Origin of the sequence: Streptomyces sp. NPDC058157, from assembly GCF_042884105.1 — a bacterium.
Taxonomy (GTDB): domain Bacteria; phylum Actinomycetota; class Actinomycetes; order Streptomycetales; family Streptomycetaceae; genus Streptomyces.
Genome location: NZ_JBHVUQ010000201.1, coordinates 1 through 12,642 on the forward strand (window position 1 = coordinate 1; position 12,642 = coordinate 12,642).

Consider the following 12,642-nt stretch of genomic DNA (forward strand, 5'->3'; position numbering starts at 1 on the left):
GTTTTGGCGCGCCGGGGCGCGCCCGCACGGTATCGGGGTCAGGGGCGCAGCCCCTGGGAACGGTGGAAGGGCGGGTAGGGGACCTCCGCCCCGCACAGCGGCAACGGTCCGCAGACGACGACGGCGCCCAGCCAAGGGCAGCGGCCCCGCCCAGCCCCCCGCCGGACGGAGTCCGGCGCAGCGCCGCGAAGCCGGGGAGGCGCCCCGGCGCCGAGCCGCGCGAGCGGCGCGTCAAAAATCAGTCGGAGAGGCCCGCCAGGTCGCGCAGGCGCCGGGCCTGGGCGGCCCGCTCGGCGACCCGCTGGTCGTCGTACGTGCGCGCCCCCGCCCCCCGCAGCAGCGCCTTCGTCTCGACGACGGCATCCCGCGGCGCCGCCAGCAGCGCGGTGGTGAGGTCCTGGACGGCCGCGTCCAGCTCGTCGGCCGGGACGACCAGGTTCGCCAGCCCCACCCGCTCGGCCTCCTCCGCGTGCACGAAGCGGCCCGTCGCGCAGATCTCGAGCGCGCGGGCATAGCCGACCAGGTCGGTCAGCGGCCGGGTGCCGGCCAGGTCGGGGACGAGACCCAGGCTGGTCTCGCGCATGGCGAACTGCACGTCGTCCGCGACGACCCGCAGATCGCACGCGAGTGCGAGCTGGAAGCCGGCGCCGATGGCGTGCCCCTGCACGGCGGCGATGGAGACGACGTCATTGCGCCGCCACCAGGTGAAAGCCTCCTGGTACTCGGCGATCGTGGCGTCGAGCAGTTCGTCGGAACCGCGCGCCAGATCGAGGAAGGACGGCTCGCCCTCGAAGCCCTCGGGGGTGAACGCCTGCCGGTCGAGCCCTGCGGAGAAGGACTTGCCCTCGCCGCGCAGCACGACGACCCGGACCGTGCCGGGCAGCGACCGTCCGGCCTCCGCCAACGCCCGCCAGAGCGCGGGGGACTGAGCGTTTCGCTTGGCCGGATTGGTCAGCGTCACCGTGGCGACCGTGTCGTCGATGGTGAGCCGTACGCCATCCTTGTCGAGCAGAGCCATCTGGTGCCTCCGGTGTGCAGTCGTGGCCGGACGCCCGGCCTAAGTGACTGCACAGTAACCACCCAGCCGACCGAGCGGCCGACCGGGGGTCACCGGAAGAACCATGCGTGGAACAGAGTGGAACGGAACAGCATGGAACGGAACGAAACGAAACGGAGCTGTCGGGACGATCCCCGGCACCGCCCCGGCCTGGAGGCCAGGGTCAGGCCGCGGCCGCCTTCTTGCCGCGCGTCGCGCCACCGCGACCACGCAGCGTGACTCCGGACTCGCTGAGCATCCGGTGGACGAATCCGTAGGACCGGCCGGTCTCTTCGGCCAGCGCCCGGATACTCGCACCGGAGTCGTACTTCTTCTTCAGGTCTGCCGCGAGCTTGTCGCGCGCGGCGCCGGTCACCCGGCTGCCCTTCTTCAGAGTCTCGGCCACCCGTGCCTCCTCGTGGGAAGTGCGCTCTGTGCTTCTCATGATCACCCCTCCCCGGCTTCCTGGCCACCCATTCAGCAAGGTCGGTCCGGCGGCATTTCCCGGTCCGTGGACGGCCGAGCAGAACGGAATCTTCTCTTCCGCTGCATGACCTCCGTCACATTCCCCCGTCACCGAGAGGAATCACCAGGTCAGGGGCCGGGCGCCGGAAACAGCCGACCCCGGTCGCGGATCCGTGAGGATGCGGCCGGGGTCGCTGTACAGAGGGCGACGGTACGAGACCGTCTCACTCAGATGATGGATCACGTCTGCGCCGAATGATCCATACGGGACTGGATCAACCTGGCGGGAGGGGATCAGGCGAGGGCGACCAGGTCCCGGTAGTCCGGGCCCCACAGGTCCTCGACCCCGTCCGGGAGCAGGATGATCCGCTCCGGCTCCAGGGCTTCCACGGCGCCCTCGTCGTGGGTGACGAGGATGACGGCGCCCTTGTACGTGCGCAGCGCGCCGAGGATCTCCTCGCGGCTGGCCGGGTCGAGGTTGTTGGTGGGCTCGTCGAGGAGCAGCACGTTCGCCGAGGAGACGACCAGGGTGGCCAGGGCCAGACGGGTCTTCTCGCCGCCGGAGAGCACGCCCGCGGGCTTGTCCACGTCGTCGCCGGAGAAGAGGAAGGAGCCCAGCGTCTTGCGCACGTCGACCAGGTCGAGGTCGGGGGCGGAGGAGCGCATGTTCTCCAGGACCGTGCGGTCCGGGTCGAGCGTCTCGTGCTCCTGGGCGTAGTAGCCGAGCTTGAGGCCGTGGCCGGGGGTGACCTGGCCGGTGTCGGGCTGCTCGGCGCCCGCCAGCAGCCGCAGCAGGGTGGTCTTGCCGGCGCCGTTGAGGCCGAGGATGACGACGCGGGAGCCCTTGTCGATGGCCAGGTCGACGTCGGTGAAGATCTCCAGGGAGCCGTAGGACTTCGACAGCCCCTCGGCGGTCAGCGGGGTCTTGCCGCAGGGCGCCGGGTCCGGGAAGCGGAGCTTGGCGACCTTGTCGGAGACGCGGACCGCCTCCAGGCCGGAGAGCAGGCGCTCGGCGCGCTTGGCCATGTTCTGGGCGGCGACGGTCTTGGTCGCCTTGGCGCGCATCTTGTCGGCCTGCGAGTTCAGGGCCGCGGCCTTCTTCTCGGCGTTCTGGCGCTCGCGCTTGCGGCGCTTCTCGTCGGCCTCGCGCTGCTGCTGGTAGAGCTTCCAGCCCATGTTGTAGATGTCGATGACCGAGCGGTTGGCGTCGAGGTAGAAGACCTTGTTGACCACGGTCTCGACCAGGTCGACGTCGTGGGAGATCACGACGAAGCCGCCGCGGTAGTTCTTCAGGTAGTCGCGCAGCCAGATGATCGAGTCGGCGTCGAGGTGGTTCGTGGGCTCGTCGAGGAGCAGGGTGTCGGCGTCCGAGAAGAGGATCCGGGCGAGCTCGACGCGGCGGCGCTGACCACCGGAGAGGGTGTGCAGCGGCTGGCCGAGGACCCGGTCGGGGAGGCTGAGGGCGGCCGAGATGGTCGCGGCCTCGGACTCGGCGGCGTACCCGCCCTTGGTGAGGAACTCGGTCTCCTGGCGCTCGTACTGCTTGAGCGCCTTCTCGCGGGTGGCGCCGGAGCCGTTGGCGATGCGCTCCTCGTTCATCCGCATCTTCTTGATCAGGACGTCGAGGCCGCGGGCGGAGAGGATCCGGTCGCGGGCCAGGACGTCGAGGTCGCCGGTGCGGGGGTCCTGCGGGAGGTAGCCGACCTCGCCCGAACGGGTGATGCTGCCGGCGGCGGGCTGGCCCTCGCCGGCGAGGCACTTGGTGAGGGTGGTCTTGCCGGCTCCGTTGCGGCCGACGAGGCCGATGCGGTCGCCCTTGGCGATGCGGAAGGAAGCGGACTCGATGAGGACGCGGGCGCCGGCGCGCAGCTCGATGCCGGTGGCGGTGATCACGGAAATACTCCAGGGCGGTATGGACGGCGGAAGAGGCTGGCGGGACGCGCGTTCTTCGACGCCGCTAATCCGCGAGGAGATTTGCCATGAAGCCATTCTAACGGGGGTGCGCAACCACTTTTCGGGGCCCGGCCCTCACCCGTTCGGCCCAGGGGCCACGCCGGGCGGGCGGGGCACGTATCAGGATGGAGGGGTTGGCCACGCGTGGAGGGCGGTGCGCATGCAGTTCGACGACGACGCGGATCTGGACACGTCCGAGGTCAAGGACGTACGGAACAGCCGCATCCCGGGCGGGCGGGCCACCATCGGCGGTGGGGTCGTCGGGCTGATCGCCCTGGTCCTGGGCCTGCTCTTCGGCGTGGGGCCGGACCAACTGGGGCTGTCGGACGGGAGTCCGCAGCCGGTCTCGACGTCCTCCTCGGCCGCTCAGGTGCAGCAGAGCTGCAAGAAGGGCAGTGACGCGAACGCCCGGGAGGACTGCCGGCTGGTCGCCGTGGTGAACAGCACACAGGACTTCTGGAGGCAGGAGTTCCAGCGGCGCGGCGGGAAGTACAGCCCGGCGTCGACGGTCTTCTTCTCCGGCCAGGTGAACACCGCCTGCGGGGCGGCCAGCAAGGCGGTCGGCCCCTTCTACTGCCCGGCCGACCGGCAGGTCTACCTGGACCTGGGGTTCTTCGACGACCTGCGGACCAAGTTCGGGGCGACCGGCGGCCCCTTCGCCCAGGCGTACGTGATCGCCCACGAGTACGGGCACCACATCCAGAACCTGACGGGGACGCTGGCGAAGGCCCAGAACGGGCAGACGGGCGCGAACAGCAACGCGGTGAAGGTGGAGCTGCAGGCCGACTGCTACGCCGGGGTGTGGGCGCACAACGCGACGCGGACCCCGGACGAGTCCACGGGGCGGCCGCTGATCAAGAGCCTCACGGACGCGGACATCCGGGACGGGCTGGACGCGGCGGCGGCGGTGGGCGACGACCGGATCCAGGAGAAGTTCCAGGGCCGGGTGACCCCGGAGTCCTGGACGCACGGGTCGGCGGAGCAGCGCCAGCAGTGGTTCTACCAGGGCTACCGGACGGGCGACATGGCCCAGTGCAACACCTTCCGCTGAGTGTCAGTGGCGCCTGCCATGCTGTGACGTGGATCACTTGGGTCACCGTCACGAGAGGGAGTGATCGTCATGGCAGGCGTTCCGTCCATCTACCCCGCGCTGCTGTACCGCGACGCGAAGGCAGCGATCCAGCAGCTCACCGAGGCCTTCGGGTTCACCCAGGTCGCGGTCTACGAGGGCGACGACGGTTCGGTGATGCATGCGGAGCTGGCGTACGGCAACGGCGCGGTGATGCTGGGGAGCAAGGGGCGCGGCGGGGTCTTCGACAAGGTCATGGAGACGGCCGGCCCGTGCGGGGTCTACATCGTGGTCGACGACGTGGACGCCCATCACCGGCGGGCGGCCGAGCACGGCGTGAAAATCCTCATGGAGCCCACCGACCAGGACTACGGCTCGCGGGACTACATGGCCCGCGACGCCGAGGGCAACATCTGGAGCTTCGGCACGTACGCCCCCCAACTCTGACCGCCCCCGCCAGGGGCGCGGGGAACTGCGCGACCGGCCACGGACGGCCCGCACGCACCCACCGGCACCAGCCCCCTCAGGGGCGCGGGGAACTGCGCGGACGGCCACGGACGGCCCGCGGGCCGCCACCGGCGGATCCGCCCACGGCGCGGGGTCCCGTAACGGCCCGGCCAGGGCTCACGCTCCGCCGGTGTGGACCTGGAACGCGGCCCGGCGGACCGCCTTGGCCAGGGCCGGGTCGGGGTGGGCGGCGGCCAGCGCGACCAGGACCTGCACGGTGCGCGGGTGCCCGACGGCCCGGACCTCGTCGAGCAGCCGCGGCACGGTGGTGCGGACGGCGGAGTCGAGGTGGCGGGCGAGCAGGTCGGCCTCGCCGTGGTCGGCGATGGCCGCCGCCGTGTCCACCCAGAGCCAGGTCGACTCCTCGGGGGTGAGGACGTCCTGGGCGTCGTCCGGGTCCACGCCGTCGTGCTCGGCGAGCCAGAGCAGGGCGTACGGCCGCAGGGCGGGCTCCCGTACGGCCGCGCGCACCTCGGGCTCGGCGGGGGCGCCGACCACGCGCAGGGCCTCGAAGGCGAGGCCCCGCAGCAGGGCGTCCTCCCCCCGGGCGGCGTGCAGCAGCTCGCTGACGGCGTGGCCGACGGGCCGGGCGGCGAGCCAGGCCTGGTACTCGGCGCGGGCGGGGCCGGGGGTGAGCCGGGCGCAGCCGTGCAGCATGGCGGCGGCGGACTGCTCGATGTTCCCGGCCGGGCTCTGGGCGGCGACGCAGATCTGCTCCAGCTTGACCCAGACGGCCCAGCTGCCGAGCGGGGTCAGGGTGGCCCGCGCCGGGCCGAGGGTGACGGCGTCCACGGCGGCGAGTCCGCCCAGTGCCCAGCGCAGCAGCCGGGCGATCGGCAGGGCGCGCGGCTCCGGCGCCGGTGCCGGGCCGGAGGCCTGCGCCGGGGCGGGTTCCGCGTCGTAGGGGACCTCGCACCGCTCGTCGCGCAGTTCGGTGACGCGCTGCCCGAGGAGGTCCAGCAGGTCCGGGACGGTCACCGGACCGGCGGACAGCTGGAGCAGGGAGAGCAGCTGCGGCATCGCCTCGACCACTTCGGCGACGGCCGAGGGGGCGATGTCGGCGGGGGCCGGGTGGACGAGGGACCAGGCGTCGAAGAGGGCGACCCAGCCGCGCAGCACGGCGGTGTCGTCCCGGTCCCAGGCGCGCAGCCGCCAGCCGGGGCGGGCCTGGCCGCCGTGCACCTCGACGAGGCCGGAGAGGCGGGCGCGGTCCCAGCCGACCCGGATCTGGCCGTGCGTCAGGTGCAGTTCCGCGGCGGCCCGTTCGACGTCGACGGCGGGCAGGGCCCCCGCGGGGGCGGGGCGGCCGCCGTCGCCGGTGCCGAGGTTCAGTTCGGCCCAGCGGGCCAGCCGTACCGCGTCGGCGAGGGAGGCGCGGGCGCGGTTCGCCAGGTCTGCCGTGGCGGGGGTTCCCGCCGGGGGCCGGGTGGCCGGCCGGGTTCGCCGGTCGGTCACCGCCTTGCGCGCCGTGGCGACGGAGCGCGGGGAGACGAGTCGGAGTCTGGAGTCGCGAGCCAACTGCTCATCAGGCTTTCGGGACGTCACGGAAGCAGTCTCGCCCGTCACTGGCCGAAAGCCCAAACGGAACGGGTCATTTCCACAGGTCATGGGGTGGAGGAACCCGGACAGACCGCCCACCCTGTCCCGTCTGCCACACCGCCTTCACTCCAGCGCCACAAGACACCTCCCGGAACTCCGCTTCCGTGGAGCCCCACCGGGGCTCACATGAGCGAGGTGAGGAAGCGGCGCAGCGCCTCCTCGTAGCGCGCCGGGTCGGCGTTCCACATCGCCCCGTGCGCGGCGTCCGGGACGGTGTGCAGGGTGACGAGGTCGGGCCGGGCGGCGGCGAGCCGGCGGGAGGGCTCCCAGGGGGCGAGGGCGTCGTCGGGCCCGTGGAAGATCAGCACGGGCAGGCGGACGGCGCCGGGGTCCTCGAAGGGCGCCCGGTGTCCGGCCCGCAGCCCGGCGCGGCCCTCGGCGGCGCGGACGGCGAGCGGGAGCAACGGGGCCGGGGTGCGGCGGGCCGCGGCGAGGTTGCGCAGGGTGGTGTGCCAGTCGAGGACGGGCGAGTCGAGCACCAGCCCGGCGATCCGCCCGGCCAGGGCCGAGTTCTCCGCGGCCCGCACGGCCATGGCGGCCCCGGTGGACCAGCCGTGCAGGACGATGCGCCGGGCCCCGTAGCGCAGGGCGTAGCGGATGGCGGCGTCCAGGTCCCGCCACTCGGACTCGCCGAGGTGGCCGAGGCCGTCCGGGGAGGCGGGGGCGCCGAGGTCGCCGCGGTAGCCGAGGGAGAGCACCGGCAGGCGCAGGCGGTGCAGGAAGGGCATGACCACCATCGGGTGCTCCCGGCCGGCGCCGAGGCCGTGGACGGTGATCACCCAGGTCTGGCGGGCGCCCGGCAGGAACCAGGCCGGGAGCGCGCCGAGCTCCCCGGGGACGTCCACGTCGGCGTGTTCCAGGCCGAGGGCGGTGCGCGGGTTGCCCGAGTACACCTGCGGGGTGAGGGTGACGCGGGTGCCGGGGTCGAGGGCGCCGTGGCTGACGCGCAGGAGGCGGCGCACGACGGTGGCCGGGTCGTGCGGGACCCCGTCGAGGACCGGGCCGACGGCCGCGTGGATCCCGGGGGCGGTCAGGCCGTGGACGCCGGGGCGCAGGGAGGCCAGCGAGCGGGTGAGGACCACCCGGTCGCCGTCGGCGGAGTGGACGCTCAGCCGGGGGCCGCCGGGCAGCGGGCGGCCCGGTTCGGACCGGAGGGCGGCGTCGGCGGCGTACCGGCCGGCCAGGGCCGCGGCCGCTCCGGCACCGATCAGGGTCGTGGTGACGGCAGCGGCCGTCGCAGTGGCGGTACGCACCGCTCCAGTGTCGGGGCGCCGGGGTCGGGGGGCCACCGGAAGGCCCGGCGGACGCGGGCGCCGGGGCGGAGTGATCTAGCTCTCTTTCCCCGCCGCGCCGGGGGCCGGGAACGGGCCCGGGCGGCCCTCCGGAAGGTTCCGTTTACCCGGTCCTGACGTGCATGAATGCCGATAACTACGAAAGAATCGGGACGAAGGGCCTGATGGGAGGCCTGGAAGGGACACCACCCCGCCCGAGTCAGTTCATCTTCCGTTCACCCAGGTTGCCTACGGTCGGCGAGCCACTGACGCCAAACAGAAGCCTGGGTAAATGGAGCACATAACGCTTCTCCTCGGGATCGTGATCATCACCGCTCTCGTGTTCGACTTCACGAACGGTTTCCACGACACGGCCAACGCGATGGCCACCACCATCTCGACCGGCGCCCTCAAGCCCAAGACGGCGGTGGCCATGTCCGCCGTGCTCAACCTCGTCGGCGCGTTCATGTCCGTGGAGGTCGCCAAGACGATCTCCAAGGGTCTCGTCAACGAACAGGGCATCCAGCCTGAAGTGATCTTCGCCGCGCTCGTCGGCGCGATCCTCTGGAACCTGGTCACCTGGCTGGTCGGACTGCCCTCCAGCTCCTCGCACGCCCTGATGGGCGGCCTGATCGGTGCCGCGGTCGCCTCCGCCGGCCTCGGCGCGGTCAACGGCAGCGTCGTCGTCACCAAGGTGCTCATCCCCGCCGTCGCCGCGCCGATCGTGGCCGGTGTGGCCTCGATGCTGGCCGCCAAGGTCACGTACAAGCTGAACGGCAAGGTCGGCGAGAAGACCTCCGCCAAGGGCTACAAGGCGGGTCAGATCGCCTCCGCCGGTCTCGTCTCCCTCGCGCACGGCACCAACGACGCGCAGAAGACGATGGGCATCATCACCCTGGCCCTGGTCGCCGGCGGCGCCCTCGCCCCCGGCTCGAACCCCCCGGTCTGGGTCATCGTCTCCGCCGGCATGGCGATCGCGATGGGCACCTACCTGGGCGGCTGGCGCATCATCCGCACCATGGGCAGCGGCCTGACCGACCTGCACCCGCAGCAGGGCTTCGCCGCCCAGACCTCCGCCGCGAGCGTCATCCTGGCCTCCTCCCACCTCGGCTTCTCCCTCTCCACCACCCACGCCTGCTCCGGCGCGGTGATGGGCGCGGGCCTGGGCCGCAAGGGCGGTGTGGTCCGCTGGTCCACCGCCACCCGCATGTTCGTCGCGTGGGGCCTGACCCTGCCGGCCGCCGCCCTGGTCTCCGCGGGCGCCGAGCTGGTCATGCGCACCGGTGACATCGGCGTCGCCGCCGTCGCCCTCTTCCTCGTGGCCTCCTGCGTGGCCATCTGGCTGATCTCGCGCCGCCAGGTCGTCGACCACACCAACGTCAACGGGGCCGCCGCCGAAGAGGCCGAGCAGCCCGGCGTGGTCACCACCGCCATCGCCGCCGTGGCCGTCCCCCCGGCCGCCGGCACCACCGCCGCGGTGACCGACGAGGACCTCAAGGCCACCATCCCGGCCGCCACGGCGAACCCGCAGGCCCCGACGGCTCCGGCCGCCGCGGTCTGATCCCGAGAACGACAGAGGAATCGGCAGTATGAAGATCGACTGGGCAGCACTCGGCTCCGTCTTCGGGGTCAGCCTCTCCGCGACCGTCGCCCTCGTGGCCCTGTTCAGCCTGGGCCTGGTGGGCCTCTCCAAGCACGAGGCCGCCACCGAGCAGGGCGGCACCGCCGCCCTGGCCCGCAGCGGCGCCTACGCCTGCTTCGCGCTCTGCGCGGCGGCCGTGGCCTACGGGATCTACCTGATCGTCGCCTGAGACCCACCCCGTCTCCGCGCGGCGGCACCACGTACGAAGGCTCCCCCCGGGCATCCCCGGGGGGAGTTTTCGCGTACCCGCGGCCCCGGCCGCCCCCGGCCGCCCGCCGGTCCTCCCCCGTCCCACCGCAGGTCAACGGCAAGTTGACGGGCGTTCGCGGAGCGTGGTGGACTGCCCGAGCCAATACGGCGGCATGGAGAGGAAGTCCGGTGCGAATCCGGCGCGGTCCCGCCACTGTCACCGGGGAACGCACGCGGCGCGTGCGCCCCGGGAGCCAGGAACTCTCGCCGCCGGACACGTCGAACCAGGGCGCGGACCCTGAGTGAGGACATACCTGCCACCATGCGTGCCGACCGCGTCTTCGCGTACGGCGTCACGGCGGGCCTGATCGGCGACCGGATCCTCGGGGATCCGCGCCGCGGGCACCCCGTGGCCGCCTTCGGACGAGCCGCCGCCGCCGTGGAGCGCGCCCTGTGGCGCGACGACCGCGCCCGGGGCGTCCTGCACACCCTCGTATGCGCCGGCGCGGCCGCCGCCGTCGGAGCGCTGGGCGCGCGCGCCGTGCGCTCCCGGCCCGCGGCCGCCCGGATCGCCCTGACCGCCGCCGCCACCTGGGCCGTCGTCGGCGGCACCAGCCTCGGCCGGGAGGCCCGCGCCATCGGCGGGGCGCTCGCCGCCGGGGACGCCGACGTGGCCCGCGAACGCCTCCCCCACCTGTGCGGGCGCGACCCCCAGGCTCTGGACGGGCAGCAGATGGCCCGGGCCGTCGTGGAGTCCGTCGCGGAGAACACCTCCGACGCGGTCGTCGGGGCCCTGGTGTGGGGGGCCGTCGCCGGGGTGCCCGGGCTGCTGGCCTTCCGTGCCGTGAACACCCTGGACGCGATGGTCGGGCACAAGTCGCCCCGCTACCTGCGCTACGGCTGGGCCTCCGCCCGCCTGGACGACCTCGCCGGCTGGCCCGGGGCCCGGGTGACGGCCCTCGCCGCCGTCGCCGCCGGCCCCGACCGGCGCGGAGCGCTGCGGGCCTGGCGGGCGGACGCCGCCGCCCACCCCAGCCCCAACGCCGGACCGGTCGAGGCCTCCTTCGCCGGGGCGCTCGGCGTCCGGCTGGGCGGGACCCTCTCCTACGCGGGACGGGTCGAGCACCGGGCCGTGCTCAACGGGGAGCGGGGGCGGCCGGTGGAGGTCGCGGACATCGAACGGGCGGTACGGCTGTCGCGGCGGGTGACCTGGCTGGCGCTGGGCGCCTGCGTGGCGGTCCGGTGCGCGGCGACGGCGACGGCGACGGCGACGGCGACAGCTTCGGCTTCGGCGAAGAGGAAGAGGGGTCGGGCATGAGCGGTACGGGGCGCGGCGGCGGACTGCTGGTCGCGGGGACGACCTCCGACGCGGGCAAGAGCGTGGTCACGGCGGGCATCTGCCGCTGGCTGGCCCGCCAGGGCGTGAAGGTGGCCCCGTTCAAGGCGCAGAACATGTCGCTGAACTCCTTCGTGACCCGCGAGGGCGCGGAGATCGGCCGCGCGCAGGCGATGCAGGCGCAGGCCGCGCGGGTGGAGCCGACGGCGCTGATGAACCCGGTCCTGCTCAAGCCCGGCAGTGACCGCAGCAGCCAGGTGGTGCTGCTGGGCAAGCCGGTGGGCGAGATGAGCGCCCGCGGCTACCACGGCGGGCGGCAGGAACAGCTCCTCGGGATCGTCACGGACTGCCTGGAGCAGCTGCGGGGCACGTATGACGCCGTGATCTGCGAGGGGGCGGGCAGTCCGGCCGAGATCAACCTGCGCCGGACCGACATCGTGAACATGGGCATCGCGCGGGCCGCGCGGTTCCCGGTGGTCGTCGTCGGCGACATCGACCGGGGCGGCGTCTTCGCCTCCTTCTTCGGGACGACGGCCCTGCTGTCGCCGGAGGACCAGTCGCTGATCGCCGGGTACATGGTCAACAAGTTCCGCGGTGACGTGTCCCTGCTGGAGCCGGGCATGGAGATGCTGCGCTCCCTCACCGGCCGGGGGACGTACGGCGTCCTCCCGTTCCGGCACGGGCTGGGCATCGACGAGGAGGACGGGCTGCGGGTCTCGCTGCGCGGCGCGGTCCGCGAGTCGGTCGTCGCCCCGCCGGTCGGGGCGGACGTGCTGCGGGTCGCGGTGTGCGCGGTGCCGCTGATGTCGAACTTCACCGACGTCGACGCGCTCGCGGCGGAACCGGGCGTGGTCGTGCGGTTCGTGGACCGGGCCGAGGAACTGGCCGACGCGGACCTGGTCGTCGTACCGGGCACGCGCGGCACGGTGAAGGCGCTGGAGTGGCTGCGGGAACGGGGCCTGGCCGACGCGCTGGCCCGGCGCGCCGCGGAGGGCCGCCCGGTGCTGGGCATCTGCGGCGGGTTCCAGGCGCTGGGCGAGCGGATCTCGGACGACGTCGAGTCCCGGGCGGGCGAGGTGGAGGGCCTCGGCCTGCTGCCGGTGCGGGTGCGGTTCGCGGTGGAGAAGACCCTGGCGCGGCCGGTCGGCACGGCGCTGGGCGAGGAGGTCTCCGGGTACGAGATCCACCACGGGGTGGCCGAAGTCCTGGGCGGGGAGCCGTTCCTGGACGGGTGCCGGGTGGGGTCGGTGTGGGGCACGCACTGGCACGGCTCGCTGGAGTCGGACGGCTTCCGCCGGGCGTTCCTCCGCGAGGTGGCCGCGGCCGCGGGGCGCCGCTTCGTCCCGGCGCCGGACACGTCGTTCGCCGCGCTGCGGGAGGAGCAGCTGGACCTCCTCGGTGACCTGATCGAGGAGCACGCGGACACCGCTGCGCTGCTGCGGCTGATCGAGTCCGGAGCCCCGGCGGGCCTCCCGTTCCTCCCCCCGGGCGCCCCGTGAGCGCGGCCGCCCAGCGGGGCTGCTCCCCCACCCGCCCATACACCGTTAACCCGGGGGCGGCCCGCACCCCCAAGAT

11 protein-coding genes and 1 riboswitch are annotated in these 12,642 nt (G+C 73.5%); of the genes, 6 read left to right on the forward strand and 5 right to left on the reverse strand.

The features are described 5' to 3' along the window. Nucleotides 1-238: 238 nt before the first annotated feature. From ACFVXK_RS32185 to ACFVXK_RS32195, 3 genes are all read right to left on the reverse strand, one after another. Nucleotides 239-1,018 carry an enoyl-CoA hydratase/isomerase family protein gene (locus ACFVXK_RS32185; protein ID WP_389618728.1) on the reverse strand — a complete coding sequence of 260 codons (780 nt, stop codon included), beginning with the start codon at nucleotides 1,016-1,018 and terminating at the stop codon, nucleotides 239-241. 202 nt (nucleotides 1,019-1,220) lie between these two features. Continuing rightward, nucleotides 1,221-1,442, reverse strand: a complete 222-nt coding sequence (locus ACFVXK_RS32190) for a helix-turn-helix domain-containing protein (RefSeq protein ID WP_007263382.1) — start codon at nucleotides 1,440-1,442, stop codon at nucleotides 1,221-1,223. A 353-nt stretch (nucleotides 1,443-1,795) separates the two neighbouring features. Next, nucleotides 1,796-3,394: an ABC-F family ATP-binding cassette domain-containing protein gene (locus tag ACFVXK_RS32195; protein ID WP_344154637.1), complete on the reverse strand. Its 1,599-nt coding sequence runs from the start codon at nucleotides 3,392-3,394 to the stop codon at nucleotides 1,796-1,798. Nucleotides 3,395-3,614: 220 nt separating this feature from the next. Between ACFVXK_RS32195 and ACFVXK_RS32200 the strand changes: the two genes are divergently transcribed. Together ACFVXK_RS32200 and ACFVXK_RS32205 are read left to right on the forward strand one after the other, a co-directional pair. Continuing rightward, nucleotides 3,615-4,505, forward strand: a complete 891-nt coding sequence (locus ACFVXK_RS32200) for a neutral zinc metallopeptidase (protein WP_389618733.1) — start codon at nucleotides 3,615-3,617, stop codon at nucleotides 4,503-4,505. 69 nt (nucleotides 4,506-4,574) lie between these two features. Further along, complete coding sequence (locus ACFVXK_RS32205; RefSeq protein ID WP_389618736.1) at nucleotides 4,575-4,970, forward strand: VOC family protein; 396 nt, start codon at nucleotides 4,575-4,577, stop codon at nucleotides 4,968-4,970. Nucleotides 4,971-5,147: 177 nt separating this feature from the next. Here ACFVXK_RS32205 and ACFVXK_RS32210 read toward each other — a convergent pair whose 3' ends face one another. After that, nucleotides 5,148-6,575: a hypothetical protein gene (locus tag ACFVXK_RS32210; RefSeq protein WP_389618739.1), complete on the reverse strand. Its 1,428-nt coding sequence runs from the start codon at nucleotides 6,573-6,575 to the stop codon at nucleotides 5,148-5,150. Between the two features lie 176 nt (nucleotides 6,576-6,751). Then, on the reverse strand, nucleotides 6,752-7,882 hold the full coding sequence (locus tag ACFVXK_RS32215) for an alpha/beta hydrolase (protein WP_389618742.1): 1,131 nt from the start codon (nucleotides 7,880-7,882) through the stop codon (nucleotides 6,752-6,754). A gap of 310 nt (nucleotides 7,883-8,192) precedes the next feature. Here ACFVXK_RS32215 and ACFVXK_RS32220 point away from each other — a divergent pair, with 310 nt between their 5' ends. From ACFVXK_RS32220 to ACFVXK_RS32235, 4 genes are all read left to right on the forward strand, one after another. Next, nucleotides 8,193-9,461 (forward strand): anion permease, encoded by a 1,269-nt coding sequence (locus tag ACFVXK_RS32220; protein WP_389618745.1) that lies wholly within the window; start codon nucleotides 8,193-8,195, stop codon nucleotides 9,459-9,461. A gap of 28 nt (nucleotides 9,462-9,489) precedes the next feature. Then, nucleotides 9,490-9,711, forward strand: coding sequence for a hypothetical protein (locus tag ACFVXK_RS32225; RefSeq protein ID WP_358893103.1), 222 nt, complete (start codon nucleotides 9,490-9,492; stop codon nucleotides 9,709-9,711). Between the two features lie 197 nt (nucleotides 9,712-9,908). Then, nucleotides 9,909-9,995: riboswitch (cobalamin riboswitch) on the forward strand. A 58-nt stretch (nucleotides 9,996-10,053) separates the two neighbouring features. Beyond that, entirely contained in the window at nucleotides 10,054-11,049 is a 996-nt protein-coding gene (locus tag ACFVXK_RS32230; protein ID WP_389618748.1) for a cobalamin biosynthesis protein, read from the forward strand. Then, nucleotides 11,046-12,566, forward strand: a complete 1,521-nt coding sequence (locus tag ACFVXK_RS32235) for a cobyric acid synthase (protein ID WP_389618751.1) — start codon at nucleotides 11,046-11,048, stop codon at nucleotides 12,564-12,566. Before ACFVXK_RS32230 ends, ACFVXK_RS32235 begins: the two co-directional genes overlap by 4 nt. Nucleotides 12,567-12,642: the final 76 nt, after the last annotated feature.